This is a genomic window from Mesorhizobium sp. W050 (genome assembly GCF_054719535.1).
The window spans coordinates 923,980-941,379 of the sequence record NZ_JBTTIH010000001.1 but is presented as its reverse complement, the minus strand read 5'-3'; the positions used below and the strand labels follow the sequence as shown (position 1 = coordinate 941,379).

Here is a 17,400-nt window from a genome sequence, read left to right as displayed (position 1 = left end):
TGCCAGATCGACGCTGGCATCGCGTAGCTACTTCTGCTCGGACGACCAAGGGAAATTTATATATCGGTCGCGGCTGTCATAGCAGATGTTTCCATACATCTTGAGGGATGCATCCCGGCGCGCCGCGTTGGCATACACCGAGGCGGGGTCCTTGAGATCGGCCTCGTATTGCGCGAGATTGGCACTTGTCAGCGCTATAGGAAGGATGTCCATCGCCTGCGGGATGCTTTTGCCCTCAAGCCAGTCGGCCGCAAACTGTCCCATGGCATAGCCGAAGACGGGCGAGGACAACGAGATACTCGCCTTGTAAGGGCTGTTGCCTTTCCTGATTTCAGCGACAGCTTCCGCCTCTCCGTCAATTCCGCCAAGGAATTGGTCAGGTCGGTCTTTGCCTGCCGCGCGCAACGCTTCAAGCGCACCCAGCACGACCGCATCCGCGCCGAGCACGACGTCAACATCCGGATTGGCCAGCAGGATGGTTTTCATGGTAGCGGCGCCGCCTTCCTTGGTAACCGGCTTGGGTGCGATATCGGCGACGATGATCACGCCAGGCATCGCATTCAGGCCATCGCGCATAGCCGTGAACCGGGGCGCCAGAAACTCCATCGTATCCTGGGTCAGCAGAACGACCTTGGCCTTACCGCCGAGCTTGGTGTTGATATGGTCAATGGCTGCATCGGTCAGCACCTTGCCAGTTCGATATTGCGGGGCATTGAGCAGCAGCGTTGCCGGTGGGGGCACAATCGTGCCAACAAACGCCCCCGACCAGATCGCCTTCTGAAGAGCCGTACTGAAAGCCACTGGATCCGATGAGGTGGCAACCATGGCGCCAACCTTCGCCGCGACCAAAGACTGCACGTGGGCTATCGCCTTACCCACATCGTTTTCCGCCAACACTCTTCGATATTCCAGGCCGCGGTTCTTTGCAGCCATGGACAGACCGTGGTCGACCCCTTGCAGGAAGTCGCGCTCGTTCTCCTGCACGTAGGCCAACACTTTTGTGAGGCCAACCGGAGCGTTGCAGGAGGGCGCATGGGGATCGAAGGCGGGGAATACCGTTCGCTGGGTAATGCCGGGGGCGCCTTCCTTGGCATCCGCGACGGTAAGCCCGCCCATCGCGGCGACCAAAAGCAGCGCTGTCCCGATCAGCCGTAGACCGGCAATTTTATTGCGATCAACCATTTTTGTCCCCCTCGACATCACCTTTTGGCGGTGAACGCGCCAACGCTGGTGATGCCGCTGCAGTCATTTCACCTTGCGATGAACGGGTCTACTATCCAGCAGTAGCGCGCCGTGGTTTTGTCGAAAACACCAAATGGGCGGCCGTTCCGGGCTGGATATCCCGGTAGTCCAGTTTGGCGCCGAGGCTGATGCACATCGCATTGATGATTCTGCTGCCAACGCCGGTGCCTTTGGCAGGTGCGCCGTCTGCCTTTCCAACACCGTCGTCTTCGACCACCAGCTCCGCCTGGCCACCTGGCAGCCTGCTTAGCCGGACGCGGATTTCTCCGACACCATCCGGATAGGCATACTTGAAAGCGTTGGTGACCAGTTCGGTGACCACAACGCCCAAATTGATGCTGATGTCCGTTTCGAGGTCGATTGGTTCGATCTTGTAAGACAGGCTGACACCGTGAACCTGGCTGCGCATCGACGTTTGCAGATGATCGAGCAGGCCGGTCAGATATTCGTCCAGGTCAACCGAGCGAGCGTTGGCCGAGCCATACAGCCGCCTGTGCACCAGCGAGATGGCAAAGATGCGGTCCTGGGTTTCGGCCAGCGCTTCCTTGGACGCGAGATCTCCGACAGCCTTCGCCTGCAGTTTCACCAGAGACGACACAAGAGCCAGGCTGTTGGCGACCCTGTGATTGACCTCTGACAAAAGCACTTCGGCTCGATCGCGCTCCTTTGCCAGGTCCTCGGTGCGGGTGGCGACACGTTGCTCCAGTTTGTCATTAAGCGCATTGACCTCGTCGTGGGTATCGCGAAGTTCCCTGGTGTAGCGAGCAGCACCATAGGCTGCTCCGCCAACCACAGCGATGATGACAAATCCGCCGATTGCCGAAATGAGCCGCAGCCACGCGCTGTTAGCTCGTTGTTCGACGACACCGGAGGTAAGCCGGTTATCTGCTTTTACAATGATACCCGAAAAGAACACATTGGCTTCGTCAGTCGAAGCCTTGCCTTTGTTCGTGCGGAATATCGCCAATATCTCGGCGTCGCGGTGATCTCGCTTGAGAGCGATTGTCTGGTCCAGCTCATCAAACTTGGCGGCAATGATTGCGGAAAGCCTTTCCAGTGTAGGCTTCGAATCGAGATAGGACGTCAGCAAGGTCTGCAGCGCTTGCATGTGGCGCTGTGCCCCAGCCTTGGCGGTTTCATATGGCCCCAAATAGATTTCGTTCCCGGTGATGACAAAGCCGCGCTCGCTCGCCTCGGCCGTCTGCATTGCATTTCTCAACTCGACAGCAGCGACTCGTATATCGCGCGCTTCAATCGCATTGTCGAAATAGGATTGAGCCCGCTGCCCCAGCCAGAAGTTGGTGGCGACAATGGCCATAAGCGCCGCAAACCCTATTAGCAGGGAGGCGGAAGTGAATCGGACAATTTTTCGGTTGGAGAATTGCATCGGCGCATTCCTGCCCGATTTTGGGCGAGTGCGCCATCAAGTATCGAGAGCTAATAAGCCCCGCGTGCAAAACTAGCCTCTTAGCTTTGCCCTTGCGACGCGATCGACCAACCAAGAAGGTAATCAGGTCGAGTTAGCGCCGATGATCGTGACTGGTAGCAGTTCAGTCAGAGTACAAGGCCACCGGTGCTGCACCGAGGGCCTTTGCTCTAGGGACCATCACTTCCGCCGTGACCAGAGTACCAGAACGTCCATCTCCCGACCCAGTGGCCCAGATGGATGTCCGCAGGCGACATCAAAAGTCGAGTGATCAGTTTGTCCTGTTGATCGATGTTATCGCAAGGTTCGTCAGCTTGTTGTTGGTGGCCTTCTCCTCGTCGAGGATCTCGCTGAGCAGCTTATGCGCCTCGTCATGCCCCAGTTCCTTTGCCCATTCCCGCAGAGAGCCGTACCGGGAAATCTCGTAGTGCTCGACGGCCTGGCAGGCGGCCAGCAGGCCCGCATCGAGGGCTGTACCTGACGCTTCCTCCATCAGTCCGTCGGCTTCCTTGATGAGCCCCTCAATGGCGTCGCACTTCTCGCCGACGGCCTTCTTGCCGATAGACTTGAACACCTGCTCCAGCTTCTTGATCTGCCCCTTTGTCTCAGCGAGGTGATCCTCGGCCGCCTTCTTCAGCTTGGCGTCGTTCGCGGCGGCAGCTACTTTGGGTAGCGCCTTCGTAATCGCGTTCTCCGCATAGTAGATGTCCTGGAGGGTATGTTCAAAAATTTCGGCTAGCGTTTTCATCGTGATGCTCCGTTCGCCCGAATTGGCTTCGGGAGAAAGTGGGAGCGAGGCGAATGGTTCCTTCAGGTGGGGCGGACTTCAGACTGAGATATCCGGTATGAGCGGGGAACGATGGAAAACCCTATATCCCGGAACTTTATTGGCGTTCGGCACGTTCTCCGGCCGAACCAACTGAGGTTCAAGGAAAAGGGGAAAATATGGAAAATCCAGGTGTGGGTTGGATAGCAGCGATCGTCATCGGCGGTATCGCCGGCTGGCTTGCCGAGATGTTCATGAAAAGCAACATGGGCGTGCTTATGAACATCATTTTGGGGATCGTCGGCGCAATCGTCGCCAATGTCCTTCTCGGGCTGCTGGGCGTATCGCTGGCCGGCTGGCTCGGCTATCTTGTCGCAGGCTTCATCGGCGCGTGTATTTTGATTGCCGTGGCGCGAATGATTAAACGCTGAGCCTCAAAAATCGACCTTGCACACACATCCTCGAATATGCAGGCGCGTGATCGAAAGATCACGCGCCTGCTATTCACAGCGGAGGTAAGCGGGCCCTGTCCGGATTACTCTTTGTTAAGGTGACGGCGCAGCAGTCTGATGTTGCGATTGTTAGCTTTGAAATACACATCGAAGATAGAGCCGAGAACTGGGACACTTCCCACGACCGTATCCAGCAGCACGTTGCCTAGCATGCGGGCGACCAACCCATTTCCGGCACCGACGTTTCGAGCTCGCAAGACGATGTAGGCCGAGACAATGCCCGTCGCCGCATCTCCGAGTACGGGAACCAGACCTACGAGCGCATCCAGTCCAAAACGAATTGATGTGCCTGGAATGCGCCAGCGGGAATCGAGTAGCGCGGCCAATAGATCCAACTCGGCAAGTACGTTTGCTGTATGACCACCGTGACCGCCCTGCCCGATCATGCCAACTCGCGCGCCAGTACGATTTAGTATCTCTCCCTGATGGATAGCCGTCACCTTAGATATCGCTTTGACCGCCTGAATTCGCTTGCGTCCTGTGCGATGGCACGTCGTCGAGCAAGGTCGTCTCACCGGAGCTTTTCGGCGCCTCAACGGGCAATTCACCAGTAGGCGTCATTTTGCTGACGGCCTCAGGCAAATCTCGCGTGATCCGGCTTATGAGCTCCTCGCGCGAAAGGCCGGTCTGCATCGAGAGGGAAGTCAGGGTGTCTTCGTCTATGGCTGCTTCCACCTCGCTTGGCTGGATCGGCTCGTTCGGCCCGGTGCCTACCCACGAATCGACCTTCGATCCGGCGCCTGCCCCTCTGAACCGGTCGAGAATATCGCCAAGCGCGGTCCCCGAAACGCCTTTTGAAAGCTGATCTAGAATCCCGCCTTGCGGATCATTTGGGTTGCGATCACCCGCTCCACGGATCATGTCGCCGATCTTGTCGCGATTTTGGTATGCCAGGACGCCGAGCATCGCGATCGCCAATTTTCCCAGGTTAGCCATTGGTACCTCCACTGTTCAATGGACAAGGGCTCAACATCACAAAAGTTCCGAGGGCGACGATCTAATTGAATAAGGGCTGGCGTATCGACACCGACGTGAGCGGTGGCTTCGCCTAGGTGTTTAGTCCCAAGGTTTGATGGGTTGGATCGAGCCTGAATCGTTCGGGCTCTTTTGTCCAGATTTTGCAGATGTATTCAAAGGGCGTGAGGCCCTTGAGGGTCTTCAGTCGACGGCCGAAATTATAGGCTAAGACGAAATCGGCGAGATGCTGGCGCAGTTGGTCATGGCTCTCGTAGTAGAAGCGTTTGACGGTCGCATCCTTGATCGTGCGGTTCATGCGTTCGACCTGGCCGTTGGTCCATGGGTGCCTTGGCTTTGTCGTTCGGTGGTCGATATCGGCCTTGGCGCAAGTATGTTCGAAGGCGTGCGCCCATATGATTTCTCCCGCTGCCATGGCTTCCTTGATCAGCGGAACGGCCGAGCCGCCGGCACCTGGGGTCGTGAACTGAATGCCGTTGTCGGTAAGCACTGTGTGGATCTTGTAAGGGACAGCATCAAGAAGATGGCGCAGGAAATCGGCGGAGACCGCTGTCGTTGCCTTCTCGTGCAGCTCGACGAAAGCGAACTTCGAGGTCCGATCTATGGCCACGAACATATGCAGCTTGCCCTGCTCGGTTCGGACCTCGGCGACGTCGATATGGAAGTAGCCGATTGGATAGGCCTTGAACTTCTTCCTTGCCGGCTTGTCGCCCTCGACATCCGGCAACCTGCCTATCCCGTGACGCTGCAGGCAGCGATGCAAGGATGACCGCGACAGATGCGGGATCGTCGGTTGGAGAGCATAGAGGCAATCGTCCAGTGGCAGCAGCGTATAACGCCGAAAGGCGACGATGACCGCCTCTTCCTCAGTTGATAGCACTGTCGACTTCGGATCTCTGGGGCCAGTCGGAAGATCGGCGGCCGACGTCCGGTTCCTCCACTTCCTAACCGTCTTCTGATTGATGCCGTAGCGCTTCGCCAGCGCCCTCAGGCTCTCTTGACTATGCTGTATCGCTCGACGGATCGCCTCTGTCGTCGTGGCGCTCCCATGAACCTGGCCCATAGCGCATCCTTTGATTCGGACGAAAAGTATGCGCCATCAAAGCCTGGGATCAAACACCTAGGTACCGTGGAACAGGCAGCGAGCTGCGGTCACGAACTCCCCTGTCCCGCAATTGCCATTTGCCTAAAGCGGCGTGTTGTCGTTGGCCTGCCGGGCGGCTTCGGCCTCGGCGACGTCGATCGTGCAAAGCTCGTTGCCTGCCTGATCGCGCATCCGTACCAGCCATCCAGTCAAATCGTCGTCGCCGGGTTGCAGATCGAGTCGATCGCGCAACGGATCGCCTCGGCGCGAGCAGCCTCAAAACTTGGCATCACGGCAGGCGGAACCTGGCGAGATTGGTCGCCGTCGCGATATTCGAACGTTTAGACATTGCTCTGCCGGCCGCGGACATTGCCGGATTCCGGTGTCCTATTGAAACCGCCAATTCTATCGACAGGCATTTCGAAGGTCGCGGTCTGAACAAGCAGGGCTTTTGCACGGTCGATTGCCCCCAGCGCGCCGTCGGCGTCGTCGCCTCGCGCCATTTCGACCGCGATAGATTCACCCCCCGGCCCTCAAACACCACTCTAACAAGAGGCAGGCCGGAAGGCGCGGCCGCCTGTCCAATGTTGATTCCGACGATATGCATGGGGGATACCTTTGACGCTCAGTTTCGCACTCTCAGTGCTTTCGCTGCTCGTGCTCATCCGCGTGGACGAGATAGTCGCTAGCTGCGGCCAGTACGGCCAGGAACGCAGCGGCATATCTGGCAAACCCGAAGGCCTGCGCGGCGGCCAATTTCGCACCGCGTGCATGCTCGGCGATAAATGCATCCGTCGCATCCTGAACTTCAGCTCCAGCCTTGCCGAATAGGGTGCGCTCCTTCGCTGTGGGCTCAAAAGCCTTACCGATTATGTGGCCGAGCAGCAGGCCACCCGCAGATCCAGCGAGCACCTTGGCCCGAAACAGGTTTGTGATCGCCTTGCGCGGATGGGCTTCATAACGAATTGACGCGGCGTCGGAATGCGAGGCGCCGCAGACCTTATCTACAGCTATATCGTCGGCGCCTGCCGGGCCATGCGTGCTACGCCTGCCGGCGTCAAACACCGCAACTGCACCCAGTGCGACCGCGGCAGCAGTGCCGCCATTATTCTTGACGGCGTCCGACACACCGCCTAGCGCCTTCGCCACCTTCTGCTTCGCGTACCGGGTGGACGCATCGACCAGATTTCGGGGCTGCAGGCGCCGGCTTATCTCGCTGACAGGTTCAAACAAAGCCTGCCGCTCTGTGCGGCTTTGCAGCATGATCTCGCGCATCTCTTCACTGGGTTGAGCCAAAACGCATCCCCTGTTTCAATGCCGCGATGTCAGTGCGCACCTGGTTGACGGTTTCGACAGGTGTGATGGTCCATCCCGCGAGCGCTCGCTTCGCAAGATAGAGAAACAGCACGCCGCCTACCCCCAGAAGCGCTGCGACGATTAGGCAAGCTACCATCGGACCGACACCAAAGTGGATCATAGCGAGGATCAGGAACTGGACCATGGCGAATGCAGCCAAGACAAAGAGCACCAGTGCGGCGATGCCGCACGCGCCTGACGAGACGATCGTAGACGTCTTAACCTTCATCTCGGCTTGGAGAAGACGAAGATCGAGGCGCATCAGCGAAGCGAGATGGCTATACCCTTCGCTGAAAACGCTTCCCAAGGGTCGGAGATTGGAACCATCATCCATCTGGAACGCTCTTCGTGTCAGGACCGATCGGAGCTTCGCATGATCCGGGTCAGCACAACGCCGGCCAGGATGCCTACGCCGAAAAAGGCCGCCGGTTGGCGCTGGGCGAATTTCGTGACCGAGTCGAGCAGTTCACCCACGTTGCGGTCCCTGATATCCGACGAAATCCGTTCGACACCTTCGGCCGCGCTCCGAACCATGCCTGCAACCTGCGGAGATTGCTTCTCGATTCCATCAGCCGCCTCCTTCACGGAATGGGCAATGTTGGCGATCGCGTCGGCGCCGGCGGTCTTGTTCGACTCCACCGCTTCCTTGAAGGCGCCTGCAGCATCCGACGCAACCGAACCGGCATAATTTTTCGCGTCAGTCGTCACCGAAGCGGCAGCGGTTTTGAGATGCCCTGCGGTTTCGGCAGCGCTCGACTTTAGTTTGCCGAGCGCTTCCTTGCTGCTGTCGGCCACCTCGGCATCGTTAGGGTGTAGCCAGTTCAGGTCGCTCGATGATCCAGTGGGGTCGTTGCTGATTGACGTGTTCACGGTTTTCCACTCCTGTTGTTGTGAAGTGAACTCGGCCAATGGCAACCTGTTCCTACCCCGAGCGAATTTTCCTGCCGCGATTTGGCCTGCTGCCGGAACAGAGCAGAAGGGTCGGTTGGCCCTAAACCCATGTTTTCGATGATGTCCGGCGTGTTGTTGCGCGGGCTGTCGATCGGCCAAGTCGCTGGAGGCGATCGGGTCACCTCGCGCGCCGATGGGACTCATTCTCGTTTTTTGCGTCTGGATGAAGGACGGGTTGAGGCCTCCTTCTCAAGCTTGCCAAGCCTTGTCTTGATCGTCTCGGGATCCTCGTGTTCCAAACCGACAACGTCATTCCGGGTCTCGTTTAGAGCCACAATGATCTCGTCCAGTTTGGCGTGAATTGCTGCAGTGTCGCGATAGCCCTGGATCAGTACGACCCCAGTGATGATGATTGCAGCGACAGACAAAGCATAGGTGACCGCGTTCGTTAGGCCAAACGGCACCAGCATCGTGCATATGGCCATCACAACTAGCATCACGTAGAAGCCTGGCGGCCGCGAAAGGAAATCGGCGGCTGAAAACAACAATCGATTCATTAACTCACCTTTTGTGAGAAGGTCTGCCGCTACAGCAATCGGCGCCTTTCACAATGAGGCATTGCAATGCGATCCGCTATTCCTCTTTGCGAAATCCTGCAGCGATGCGTGCCGCAGGTCAGCCTCGGCGCGCAGGTGCTTCACGCGACCGATCAGGCCCGGCTTGACACATTGCGTCGCCGTCCGCTTCATAATGCCCTTGTGCGCCGTGGCCGTCACCTGGCCGCTGTGATTCGGGATCGAGGAAACCTTTTCAAAGCTTCGCTGTTAGGGCACCATGGCCCGCTTCTTCTTCGATCTAACCGAAAACGGAATCCCCTACCCGGATACCGAAGGCACCGAGCTTGCAAACTCGGCCGCCGCTGAAGATGAGGCGGCAAGGGCGTTGTTTGAAATCGTGAAAGACCAGGTGCCGGGCGGCACATTCCGCCAAGTCGCCTTCCAAGTTCATGACGGCACCAACATTTCGCTGTTTGAGGTGAAAGTCACGTGTGAGGTGACGCGGGCTGCACATTCCGATGACGGACCGTTGGAAGCCTGACGATTCATACCTCGAAAGCGCTCGCCGGAACCAACGCCGGGCGGTTGGCGAACTCAACTCCCTACCTACGACCATCGACGAGACACGCCGCGTCCTAGCTGCGTCACGGAAGCTCTTGGAACAGATGGCCGAACGCGAAGATCCCCAGCCGCCAGGTTAAGGCGCCTTCTATTGGAATCCGCTCATCTTGACGCGAGAGCTGGCAGGTCCGTCAACCGGCTACCCGCAGAAGCAGTGCGACACCGATCCCATAAGGGATCAGCAGTGCCGTCAAGGCGACCCACAGGCCCGGATCGGCGAATACCTGCATCTGGCTGCGAAGCTGTTCCATTGCACCCAACGGCGAAAGGCCCGCTGTGTTCCAAAACTGAAAAGGCCGGCGCACTCAAGCTGGCGATGGGCATTAGGTTCCATCGGTAGATCACGAGCAAGCGCGCTTACCTGCAGCGGAACCTGACAGCCACTACGACCGTTTATTCGAAAGGACAACGAAGGGAGATCACCATCATGGACTGGAACCGCGTCGAAGGAAATTGGAAGCAATTCAAAGGCAAGGTCAAGGAGCAGTGGGGCAAGCTCACTGATGATGATCTTGACCGCATAGCCGGCAACCGCGATCAGCTCGAAGGTACGATCCAGGAACGCTACGGCATTGAGAAGGATCGCGTGCGGCGAGACGTCGACGACTGGTATGGTCGGCAAGACTCGTAGGATACGACAGTTGAGCCTGTTGAAATAAAGGGCGCGTCACGAACCGCGCCCTTTTCGCGTTTTTGGCATCCGTGCGCCGTTCGGCTCGGCCTTGAACAAGCGATTTTTGGGAACGTGTCGGCTTCCGGCCGCGTTTGTCTCCACAATGGAGATTGTAGAAATGTCCATCCACAAAGAAGACTATCGAACGAACAAGGCTGACTACCTGATAGCGAAAAGGCCAGATCTGGTTGAGAAGACCAAGCCGAAAAAGAAGACGTTGCGGCGTGACGATCAGCGTTCCGCAAAGTTATTGGAAAGCCCCGCCGCGTTACCCGAGAGGCCGGCCTCACGCCGTTAGAAATCGCAGAAGTCAAGAGGAACATTTTAGCGATATTGAATGTTCGACTGTCTATGGACAGTCGAACCGTACTCTCAGCAGATCAATCCAGAGCAGCACGAGCCCTACTGAACTGGTCGCGTGTGCGACTTGCCGCAAAGGCCAATCTTAGCGAAATGGTGATCAGCGATCTTGAGAACGGCTTCAGGAGACCGCGTCCCCACAACATCGCGGCCGTCCGCAAAGCGTTTGAAGACGCCGGAATCATCTTCACAGTCGAAGGCACTCCATCGCTAGCCCGCTCAGAAGGTGATAGCAGCCTCGCCACCGATAATAGACAGTGGCGCCGCAGGGAGAAAAAAGGATAAGGAGAAAAGCCCGTGTACCCTCCTCTGCAACCCGATCTCTAAAGCGGCCGCTAACAAGGGCGGTTGTTCAGTGACTTTGTGCTGGCGCTCACCTTTCTAAGGTGCCGGTCGAATATGGCCAGCTTCTCTTCGTAGCCGATCCGCACTCTGGACCTGCAGCTATCGCAGTTGAAACCGGCAATCGTTTTCAGCCAGGATCCCCTTCTCACCATTGGGCACGAACAGGAGGGGCATTGGAATTCTATAGGTACGTCGCGCAGTTCATTTGATAGAGGCACTGTGTATGTTCTCCTAAGCGGCACGGCCAATGCAACAAAGTAGAAGGAGAAATGTTTCGCGGCTCGGCCATTTACGCGGAGGGATCAGACCTAAGTCCAAATGCTGAGGAGGGCAGGCAAGCTGTTAGTTGGCCCTCGATCCCGGTTAGTCGCAGTGGCCTCACCAGACTCAGCCGTAGCTCAAAGTCTCGTATCACCGGCCAGAAGGCACAGTTCATCCAGTGGAATGGTGACAGAACCGGCAAAGCCGCGCGACCGGTAAAATTAAAGCCGCACGAACTTGTCGAGATTCAGACGGATCCGTTCCTTCTTCCACTTCAGCAAGGTGGCCGTAGTCGCAGTGGCGGCTTGAGCGATATCTAGGGGCGTTGCAACCATCGCATCCCCCCAAAAGGCAATGGTAAACGCAATCTTTATGGGCTCTACGAAACCCTTTCTTCAATCAAAAACGAAAATGGCTATTCGTCGGGGCGCTCGACGGCGGCTTCGTCGACCTCGGCTTCCATCTCGTCGCTGACCGTCTTGCTCTTGCCCAAACCGGCCATCGGCACACCGTCAAAACCTTGTAGCCAGGCGTCGGCATGCTCCTGCCAGTAAGGCGGCGCGGCGCGCTCCTTGCCATCCTTCTGCGCTTGAGCACCGTACATCCACGCATAGGTGGCACGCTCCTGATCCTTCTTAGCCACGGCCATCTGTGTCGTCCTCTCGAAAATCTTGCAGAGAAGCGTGCCGCAAATCTTCCTCACCACGCAAGTGCTTCACGCGGCCGATGATGCCGAGCTTAACCCCACTGTGTCGCCGGCCGCTTCATGCCCTTCGGCGCCGGCCCAGCGTGCTCCTGGACGCGCTTCCATAGCCGTTCGCGGATTGCCTGGCTGGAGTTGATGAACGCTGAGCCGACATACTGCCCGGTTTTCCGATCGGCCATCAACGCAAAGGCCGGCTTGCCGGGTTCCCGCTCGACGCCTAGCAAATCATATTCCTCCACCATGTAGCTTTTGATCTTCAGCCAGGCTGTCGACCGGCCGCTGCGGTATTTGCTGTCACGTCGCTTCGACACCATGCCTTCTATGCCCGCCTCGTCGATCAGGTGGAATATGGCTTTAGCATCTCCGGGCAGCGCTTGGCTGAACTGGATGCGGTCATCAGGGAAGATGAGGCCTTCCAGGATTTCGCGACGGTCTTCGAGGTCCATTTCCCGCAGATCGTGACCGTTCAAATAGAGGAGATCGAAGGCAACGAAATAGAGGTCGTGCTGCCGCCGCGTGATCGCCTTGCGCAGTTCGCCGAAGTCCGACAGGCCGGCATCGTTCAACACGACGATCTCACCGTCTATGATTGCGCTCTCGGCGCCGAGCTCTGCGCTTGCCGCCACGATGTCGCGGTATTTGGTTGTCCAGTCGAGCCCGCGACGGGTGTAGATCCGCGTCCCGTCCTCGTCGATGATCATCTGGGAACGGTAGCCGTCAAACTTCACCTCGTGAGTCCATCCATCGCCCTCGGGAGGCTTCTCCACCAAGGTCGGCATCAAAGGCTCAATGAACTTCAAACGCATGCACTGACCCACACCCGGCGATTCAAGCCGCGAGCCCGAAATAGCTCAAATGCATGAAGCCGACGAATGCCGAGCAGCGTTGACGCTCATCCGGCGCACAATCGAGGACCACTGCCCGCCCGGCGTGCTGCCGAGCGAGGAAGCGGTGAACGGTCTCTATGGGCCGGGGCTCATGGATGAGGCGGAAGCGCTGGCGGCTGCCATCGTCGCAACGATCGACCAGATGCAATTGCGCGTGATGACGAAACCGCCTGACCGCGCTGCCCCATTATAGGACGGCGCGGTCAAACCCCAACCTTGGCTGCGCAGGCGGCTTCGGCATTGAGTTCCACCCCTAACTCCGGCCGGCGCTGATCAGGCAATCTCCCACTGCGGCGCCGGCCATTTTCGTTGCACCCCGCGCGGGAGCCGCCTTGGCTGACGTCCATTAGCTCCCGCTCATCTTGACCCCGGGCGCAATGTATTGTCCGTATATGAACTCGACGAGTGAGGGCACTGCATTGCCATGTAGGCGGTCGGCCCTCGCGGCTGTCGAGCGATGTTTGAGGGAGCAGCGCATTGTTCGTCGATTACTACGAACTCTTGGAGATCAGCCCAAACGCCAACTCGGAGACACTTGAGCGAATATTCCGCTACTTTGCGATGCGCTATCATCCCGACAATCAGCAAACTGGAAACGAAGCCCGCTTCAGCGAAATAGTAGAAGCACACAACGTCTTGAGGGATCCCGTTAAGCGCGCCCAGTACGATATCTCCTATCGAGAGCATGCCGGTGAGCGGCTTAAATTGGTCGAGGAGGCAAGCGACCCCAAAGGGGTCGAGAAGGATGCTTTGGTCCAGGCCAAACTGCTTTCGCTGCTCTATGTGAAGCGCCGCCAGGATGTCGGCAATCCGGGCATTGGCGACGTCGAAATCGAACGGTTGTTAGGCTGTCCACCAGAGCATCTGGAGTTTCATCTCTGGTACATGAAGGCAAAGGGATGGATTGCAAGAATTGAGAACGGGACAATCGCGATCACGGTTGAAGGCGTCGATCGCGCCGATTCCGAACTGCGTCGCGATACCAGCATTCGGCTCCTGAGTAGAGAATAGAGAGGGTATCTGCCCAAGATTCCGCAAGGCTCCAGGGGAGCCTCGCGCGTCATTTTGCCGAGACCAGATAGGCTGAGGAAATAGGGTCTTCGGTGGCCGCTTGCGGACGGGGGCAATGAGGATCATGCTGACGCTGGTCCTATCGCTTCCCTCGAAGTAGGCCAGCGAGCCCTATTGTGAGGCAGTCCGGCATGTAGGATTGTAGTCCTCGTTGCGGCGACCCCCTCAAGCGGAGATCGCCAATGGCCAGAACCAAACCTTCCGAACAGCTTTCCCGGGCTGAAATCGAGCGCTTCATCGCGGCAGCCGAAGCGCTGCACAAGAGCATCGTCGGGCCGCTCCTGGCGTATCACAGCGAGCACTACCAAGCTCTACGTGAGGTCCATCGACCGCTGTTGAAGTCGGTTCAGACCATTACCGGCAAGAGGGCGCCATTCATCCAGCCGAACATGACAGGACCGGCACAGCCGCGGGAGAAGCCTCCGGGCTAGTTCTCCTCGCGGAAGTCCTGCAGTGAGGTGTGGCGGAGGTCCTCCTCGCCGCGCAGGTGCTTCACAGCTCAAACTCATACGGGCACTCGGGAAGGGACCGAGTTTAAATCGGGTTATGGTTGCAGCGCGGATTAGACCATCAGGCTTAATTGCTGCGCTGTCATTCTGCGGGTAGGATCGGGGTGTGGTTAATGCCACTCTCCAGTGTGGTCGGCACCGTCACGTCACCCAACTGTAACGTTGCCCCCGACAGCGCCGACCACGCTCAATGTTGGCCGATTAGGCCGGGGCCTCCCCTGTACGAAACCGTACCTTTGAACCTCCTTTGCAAAAAAGAGTGAATAAATCCCTTCGCCGGAAGGGAGGCCGCGATGGATCTAAAGCATTTAGAAACCGCACTAATGTCAGGCGAGGAATTTTCTAGAGCAAGCGCTCATCCATCCTTTTTCGAAGGCCTGTTGGATGTTGGCGCCGAGGTGAAGTGGTGTTTTATCTGCGGCGCTTCGATCACTTGCTTGAGAGCGTGTATTCGCATGCGTCAAAGACTACCTTACGGGCCCCATCGAAGTCGCGGAATATCAACTCGATTTCCAGGAAATCCTGCGACCGTTTGTTGCGGCACTCGGCGCGATCGTGTTGTCGTTCGACCATACAACGCCAAATTTTGGCCCGGCGAACCGATCGGCCAGGATTTCTTCTCTGCGATTGGCTTGCCTCATCTCTGGGGCGCCATGAGAAAGCCGGCCGGCCCGATCAACGAAAGCCTGTCACGGCCGGAAATATACGTGCTTTCAGTGACTGAAGGTATTGCTGAAAAGCAGCGCCTGATGGACCACTTCCGAGCCCGGCCCTTCGCGAATTGCGGCAGGGCCAAGTTCTTCCGGTCACCCGATTTTCGCGTTGACTTCAACCTGAGATATTTGGTTTTGAACTCTGGCGTTGCCGCCCTCAATGGCGGGGTGGACATCACCGAATTTCTCGATCTGGCCAACGTCGACGATGATCCACATTGGCAAGCATTGGACCCGAACGACCCTCAAATAGTCGACTATCTTGAAACCTTCAGGGCCAAGCATTCGGACTCAGACGGTGGGATTGATTGGGAAGTGCAGTGAAGATCGCGATGGAGCGGGATGCGGCGCGGTAATCGGGCGGAAACACTTACCCAACCGTAGGGTAAGGGCCGCTATCTAAAAGCCCGCCAACCTTTCGGTGGGCGGGCCTCCAGTGTCGGAACTGGAGAGTGTCATGTCGACAGCTCCGGCACTTGCGAACGATTGGTTAGTGGCGCCAGATCAGCAGGCAGAGCTGGCGCAGGTCACGATCATAAGCGCCCCGGCTCTCGATCACGTCGATGCAGCGCTTCTTGAACCGAGTGATTTCGGCGCTCGACATAGCGTCGACAATGCGAGTCAGATCCGTATTGGTCGGATTGTCGGGGGACTCGGTTCCGACAGTGGCACCGCTCGTGCCAATGGGTGCAGTGGTTCCGTCGTCGCCAACTGCGGCGTTCGCCGGCATGCAAAGATTTGCGAGAACGGCTCCAATGGCCATGCTTCCCACCAGGATATCAAAGATCTTTGTCATAATGCGCCTCCAAGGCTGTCAGCCCATTTTTCAAACCAAGGCCGGCGGTGTTTTAGCTCGCAACCAGCGGGACGGTGTGGTCGTTGAGTGATTGATTGGGTATTGATCGAAAAACGGGAACGCGATCAGATACGCGTATCGGCCGTAAGATGTGCCATGCGGAAACCTCCGCTGTCGGCATTAATTATGATCGTGACCACGACATCCTCCAAACCAGATCCGGGTGAAGATGCTGAAAGACATAGCTCATTAGAAGCACGAATAGATGAATGAATATCTAAAAACTCCATACCTATTCTTGGCAATGACAGTGACGAAGTGAATTGTGTTAGGCGTTCTTAGCCGTGTTAACCGTTGACAAGCGTGAGGCGAGTTCCTGCGGTATCGCGTTCAGCTCCGCCTTTGCGGCGTTAGGATGCGCGCCTCTCGCAAAAGCATGACCAGTTGTGGAGCTGCTATTTGTTCTCCTCGCGGAAGTCCTGCAGCGATGCATGCCGCAGGTCATCCTCGCCGCGCAGGTGCTTCACGCGGCCGATCAGCCCTGGCTTGATCCATTGCGTCGCCGGTCGCTTCATGATGCCCTTGGGCGCCGTGCCTGGGTGCTCCTGGACGCGTTTCCATAGCCTCTCGCGCATTTCCCGGTTCAAGGTGACGAATGCGCTTCCGACATAACGCCCGGTGCCGCGCTCAGCCATCAGAGCGAAAGCCGGCTTGCCCGCTTCACGCTCGACGCCGAGCAGATCGAACTCGTCGATCGCATAGCACTTGGCCTTCAGCCAGTTGGTCGACGGACCGCTGCGGTATTTGCTGTCCTTCCGCTTCGAGACCATGCCTTCAAGTCCGGCCTTGTCGAGCAAGTGAAAGATGGCCTTGGCTTCCCCCGGCAGCGGCTCGCTGAACTGAATACGCCCGCCCGGCCCGATCATGCTGGACAGGATCTCGCGCCGTTCCTCCAGCGGCATGTCTCGCAGATCATGGCCGTTAAGGTGAAGCAGATCAAAGGCAACGAAATACAAGTCGTGCTGCCGGCGGGTGATGGCTTTGCGCAGCGCTGCGAAGTCCGAAAGGCCCTTGTCATTCAGAACGACTATCTCGCCGTCGACAATGGCGCTTTCGGCACCAAGGCGCTTGGCCTCTCTCACCAGGTCACGATATTTCGCCGTCCAGTCGTGGCCGTTCCGCGTATAAATGCGTGTGCCGTCTTCATCGATGATCATCTGCGATCGGTAGCCGTCGAACTTGACTTCGTGGGTCCAGCCTTCACCCTCGGGAGGCTTCTCCACAAGGGTCGGCATCAACGGCTCGATGAACTTCAAACGCATGTACTGACCACCCTCCGGCGATTCAATAAGATGAAGCTAAAATAGTTCCGAAACCGGAATCAGCCTCTTGGGTGCAACAAACACGTCAACTCGGCGTTGCGGGATGAGGGAAGGAGGAATCGATATGGCCGACGACAAGAGCAAGCGGGATTTTCGTGATCGGGACCGTGTCTCGGCCGATGAGGATTATGAAGTTGAATATTTCGCAACAAAGACCGGCATCACACCCCAGCAGGTCAAAGAGCTGATCGCGAAGCACGGCAACCAACGCGAGACTTTGGAGCGGGTAGCCAAGGCGCTGCGGAAACAATGACCAGGCTGTCTGAT

General features: G+C 57.6%; 23 protein-coding genes and 1 pseudogene. 9 read left to right on the top strand and 15 right to left on the bottom strand.

Annotated features, from left to right (window positions below):
- Positions 1-27 precede the first annotated feature (27 nt).
- The 3 genes from ACYG9Y_RS04575 to ACYG9Y_RS04565 all read right to left on the bottom strand — a co-directional run bounded on the left by ACYG9Y_RS04575 (position 28) and on the right by ACYG9Y_RS04565 (position 3,416).
- Positions 28-1,182 (bottom strand): sugar ABC transporter substrate-binding protein, encoded by a 1,155-nt coding sequence (locus tag ACYG9Y_RS04575; protein WP_023740259.1) that lies wholly within the window; start codon positions 1,180-1,182, stop codon positions 28-30.
- A 91-nt stretch (positions 1,183-1,273) separates the two neighbouring features.
- Entirely contained in the window at positions 1,274-2,629 is a 1,356-nt protein-coding gene (locus ACYG9Y_RS04570; RefSeq protein WP_084014402.1) for a sensor histidine kinase, read from the bottom strand.
- A gap of 310 nt (positions 2,630-2,939) precedes the next feature.
- A complete protein-coding gene (locus ACYG9Y_RS04565; RefSeq protein WP_023740257.1) occupies positions 2,940-3,416 on the bottom strand; it encodes a YciE/YciF ferroxidase family protein in 477 nt (158 codons plus the stop codon).
- Positions 3,417-3,613: 197 nt separating this feature from the next.
- Here ACYG9Y_RS04565 and ACYG9Y_RS04560 point away from each other — a divergent pair, with 197 nt between their 5' ends.
- Positions 3,614-3,865 (top strand): GlsB/YeaQ/YmgE family stress response membrane protein, encoded by a 252-nt coding sequence (locus ACYG9Y_RS04560; RefSeq protein WP_023740256.1) that lies wholly within the window; start codon positions 3,614-3,616, stop codon positions 3,863-3,865.
- A gap of 104 nt (positions 3,866-3,969) precedes the next feature.
- Here ACYG9Y_RS04560 and ACYG9Y_RS04555 read toward each other — a convergent pair whose 3' ends face one another.
- The 8 genes from ACYG9Y_RS04555 to ACYG9Y_RS04520 all read right to left on the bottom strand — a co-directional run bounded on the left by ACYG9Y_RS04555 (position 3,970) and on the right by ACYG9Y_RS04520 (position 8,809).
- On the bottom strand, positions 3,970-4,332 hold the full coding sequence (locus ACYG9Y_RS04555) for a DUF4112 domain-containing protein (RefSeq protein ID WP_460222756.1): 363 nt from the start codon (positions 4,330-4,332) through the stop codon (positions 3,970-3,972).
- Between the two features lie 55 nt (positions 4,333-4,387).
- Positions 4,388-4,882 (bottom strand): YidB family protein, encoded by a 495-nt coding sequence (locus tag ACYG9Y_RS04550; protein ID WP_023682271.1) that lies wholly within the window; start codon positions 4,880-4,882, stop codon positions 4,388-4,390.
- Between the two features lie 112 nt (positions 4,883-4,994).
- Complete coding sequence (locus tag ACYG9Y_RS04545) at positions 4,995-5,984, bottom strand: IS481 family transposase (protein ID WP_460222757.1); 990 nt, start codon at positions 5,982-5,984, stop codon at positions 4,995-4,997.
- Between the two features lie 123 nt (positions 5,985-6,107).
- Positions 6,108-6,257: a hypothetical protein gene (locus tag ACYG9Y_RS04540; RefSeq protein ID WP_023740354.1), complete on the bottom strand. Its 150-nt coding sequence runs from the start codon at positions 6,255-6,257 to the stop codon at positions 6,108-6,110.
- Positions 6,258-6,644: 387 nt separating this feature from the next.
- Positions 6,645-7,280, bottom strand: a complete 636-nt coding sequence (locus tag ACYG9Y_RS04535; protein WP_023740352.1) for a hypothetical protein — start codon at positions 7,278-7,280, stop codon at positions 6,645-6,647.
- Positions 7,281-7,284: 4 nt separating this feature from the next.
- Entirely contained in the window at positions 7,285-7,695 is a 411-nt protein-coding gene (locus tag ACYG9Y_RS04530; protein ID WP_023713090.1) for a phage holin family protein, read from the bottom strand.
- Positions 7,696-7,712: 17 nt separating this feature from the next.
- Complete coding sequence (locus ACYG9Y_RS04525; protein WP_245260500.1) at positions 7,713-8,270, bottom strand: hypothetical protein; 558 nt, start codon at positions 8,268-8,270, stop codon at positions 7,713-7,715.
- Between the two features lie 182 nt (positions 8,271-8,452).
- Positions 8,453-8,809: a low affinity iron permease family protein gene (locus tag ACYG9Y_RS04520; protein WP_023740351.1), complete on the bottom strand. Its 357-nt coding sequence runs from the start codon at positions 8,807-8,809 to the stop codon at positions 8,453-8,455.
- A 277-nt stretch (positions 8,810-9,086) separates the two neighbouring features.
- On the opposite strand from ACYG9Y_RS04520, the gene ACYG9Y_RS04515 reads away from it, so the two are divergent.
- The 3 genes from ACYG9Y_RS04515 to ACYG9Y_RS04505 all read left to right on the top strand — a co-directional run bounded on the left by ACYG9Y_RS04515 (position 9,087) and on the right by ACYG9Y_RS04505 (position 10,748).
- Positions 9,087-9,350: a DUF6894 family protein gene (locus tag ACYG9Y_RS04515; RefSeq protein ID WP_023740349.1), complete on the top strand. Its 264-nt coding sequence runs from the start codon at positions 9,087-9,089 to the stop codon at positions 9,348-9,350.
- A 507-nt stretch (positions 9,351-9,857) separates the two neighbouring features.
- A complete protein-coding gene (locus tag ACYG9Y_RS04510; protein ID WP_023673385.1) occupies positions 9,858-10,061 on the top strand; it encodes a CsbD family protein in 204 nt (67 codons plus the stop codon).
- Positions 10,062-10,454: 393 nt separating this feature from the next.
- Positions 10,455-10,748, top strand: a complete 294-nt coding sequence (locus tag ACYG9Y_RS04505) for a helix-turn-helix domain-containing protein (RefSeq protein WP_084014416.1) — start codon at positions 10,455-10,457, stop codon at positions 10,746-10,748.
- 736 nt (positions 10,749-11,484) lie between these two features.
- Here ACYG9Y_RS04505 and ACYG9Y_RS04500 read toward each other — a convergent pair.
- Together ACYG9Y_RS04500 and ACYG9Y_RS04495 are read right to left on the bottom strand one after the other, a co-directional pair.
- On the bottom strand, positions 11,485-11,718 hold the full coding sequence (locus tag ACYG9Y_RS04500) for a hypothetical protein (RefSeq protein ID WP_031259211.1): 234 nt from the start codon (positions 11,716-11,718) through the stop codon (positions 11,485-11,487).
- Positions 11,705-12,581: pseudogene (locus ACYG9Y_RS04495) on the bottom strand (ATP-dependent DNA ligase). The gene ACYG9Y_RS04500 and the pseudogene ACYG9Y_RS04495 overlap by 14 nt, the downstream one beginning before the upstream one ends.
- A gap of 49 nt (positions 12,582-12,630) precedes the next feature.
- Here ACYG9Y_RS04495 and ACYG9Y_RS04490 point away from each other — a divergent pair.
- The 4 genes from ACYG9Y_RS04490 to ACYG9Y_RS04475 all read left to right on the top strand — a co-directional run bounded on the left by ACYG9Y_RS04490 (position 12,631) and on the right by ACYG9Y_RS04475 (position 15,279).
- Positions 12,631-12,855, top strand: a complete 225-nt coding sequence (locus ACYG9Y_RS04490; protein ID WP_023740343.1) for a hypothetical protein — start codon at positions 12,631-12,633, stop codon at positions 12,853-12,855.
- A 284-nt stretch (positions 12,856-13,139) separates the two neighbouring features.
- Positions 13,140-13,673, top strand: coding sequence for a J domain-containing protein (locus ACYG9Y_RS04485; protein WP_023740342.1), 534 nt, complete (start codon positions 13,140-13,142; stop codon positions 13,671-13,673).
- Between the two features lie 242 nt (positions 13,674-13,915).
- On the top strand, positions 13,916-14,164 hold the full coding sequence (locus ACYG9Y_RS04480; RefSeq protein WP_023740341.1) for a hypothetical protein: 249 nt from the start codon (positions 13,916-13,918) through the stop codon (positions 14,162-14,164).
- A gap of 371 nt (positions 14,165-14,535) precedes the next feature.
- Positions 14,536-15,279, top strand: a complete 744-nt coding sequence (locus ACYG9Y_RS04475) for a hypothetical protein (RefSeq protein WP_156942348.1) — start codon at positions 14,536-14,538, stop codon at positions 15,277-15,279.
- Positions 15,280-15,445: 166 nt separating this feature from the next.
- Here ACYG9Y_RS04475 and ACYG9Y_RS04470 read toward each other — a convergent pair whose 3' ends face one another.
- The gene (locus ACYG9Y_RS04470; RefSeq protein ID WP_023740338.1) at positions 15,446-15,751 is read right to left on the bottom strand and encodes a hypothetical protein; all 306 of its coding nucleotides are present in this window, start codon (positions 15,749-15,751) and stop codon (positions 15,446-15,448) included.
- Positions 15,752-16,206: 455 nt separating this feature from the next.
- Entirely contained in the window at positions 16,207-17,073 is an 867-nt protein-coding gene (locus tag ACYG9Y_RS04465) for an ATP-dependent DNA ligase (protein ID WP_460222758.1), read from the bottom strand.
- A gap of 124 nt (positions 17,074-17,197) precedes the next feature.
- On the opposite strand from ACYG9Y_RS04465, the gene ACYG9Y_RS04460 reads away from it, so the two are divergent.
- On the top strand, positions 17,198-17,386 hold the full coding sequence (locus tag ACYG9Y_RS04460) for a DUF3606 domain-containing protein (protein WP_023708231.1): 189 nt from the start codon (positions 17,198-17,200) through the stop codon (positions 17,384-17,386).
- The last annotated feature ends 14 nt before the right edge of the window (positions 17,387-17,400 follow it).

Coding starts and splice junctions, on each gene's coding strand:
- ACYG9Y_RS04500 (WP_031259211.1), bottom strand. CDS start 11,718: ATGGCCGTGGCTAAGAAGGATCAGGAGCGTGCCACCTATGCGTGGATG.
- ACYG9Y_RS04475 (WP_156942348.1), top strand. CDS start 14,536: ATGGATCTAAAGCATTTAGAAACCGCACTAATGTCAGGCGAGGAATTT.
- ACYG9Y_RS04570 (WP_084014402.1), bottom strand. CDS start 2,629: ATGCAATTCTCCAACCGAAAAATTGTCCGATTCACTTCCGCCTCCCTG.
- ACYG9Y_RS04515 (WP_023740349.1), top strand. CDS start 9,087: ATGGCCCGCTTCTTCTTCGATCTAACCGAAAACGGAATCCCCTACCCG.
- ACYG9Y_RS04535 (WP_023740352.1), bottom strand. CDS start 7,280: ATGCGCGAGATCATGCTGCAAAGCCGCACAGAGCGGCAGGCTTTGTTT.
- ACYG9Y_RS04530 (WP_023713090.1), bottom strand. CDS start 7,695: ATGGATGATGGTTCCAATCTCCGACCCTTGGGAAGCGTTTTCAGCGAA.
- ACYG9Y_RS04550 (WP_023682271.1), bottom strand. CDS start 4,882: ATGGCTAACCTGGGAAAATTGGCGATCGCGATGCTCGGCGTCCTGGCA.
- ACYG9Y_RS04460 (WP_023708231.1), top strand. CDS start 17,198: ATGGCCGACGACAAGAGCAAGCGGGATTTTCGTGATCGGGACCGTGTC.
- ACYG9Y_RS04520 (WP_023740351.1), bottom strand. CDS start 8,809: ATGAATCGATTGTTGTTTTCAGCCGCCGATTTCCTTTCGCGGCCGCCA.
- ACYG9Y_RS04505 (WP_084014416.1), top strand. CDS start 10,455: ATGGACAGTCGAACCGTACTCTCAGCAGATCAATCCAGAGCAGCACGA.
- ACYG9Y_RS04470 (WP_023740338.1), bottom strand. CDS start 15,751: ATGACAAAGATCTTTGATATCCTGGTGGGAAGCATGGCCATTGGAGCC.
- ACYG9Y_RS04465 (WP_460222758.1), bottom strand. CDS start 17,073: ATGCGTTTGAAGTTCATCGAGCCGTTGATGCCGACCCTTGTGGAGAAG.
- ACYG9Y_RS04555 (WP_460222756.1), bottom strand. CDS start 4,332: ATGATCGGGCAGGGCGGTCACGGTGGTCATACAGCAAACGTACTTGCC.
- ACYG9Y_RS04545 (WP_460222757.1), bottom strand. CDS start 5,984: ATGGGCCAGGTTCATGGGAGCGCCACGACGACAGAGGCGATCCGTCGA.
- ACYG9Y_RS04560 (WP_023740256.1), top strand. CDS start 3,614: ATGGAAAATCCAGGTGTGGGTTGGATAGCAGCGATCGTCATCGGCGGT.
- ACYG9Y_RS04490 (WP_023740343.1), top strand. CDS start 12,631: ATGCATGAAGCCGACGAATGCCGAGCAGCGTTGACGCTCATCCGGCGC.
- ACYG9Y_RS04565 (WP_023740257.1), bottom strand. CDS start 3,416: ATGAAAACGCTAGCCGAAATTTTTGAACATACCCTCCAGGACATCTAC.
- ACYG9Y_RS04575 (WP_023740259.1), bottom strand. CDS start 1,182: ATGGTTGATCGCAATAAAATTGCCGGTCTACGGCTGATCGGGACAGCG.
- ACYG9Y_RS04480 (WP_023740341.1), top strand. CDS start 13,916: ATGGCCAGAACCAAACCTTCCGAACAGCTTTCCCGGGCTGAAATCGAG.
- ACYG9Y_RS04510 (WP_023673385.1), top strand. CDS start 9,858: ATGGACTGGAACCGCGTCGAAGGAAATTGGAAGCAATTCAAAGGCAAG.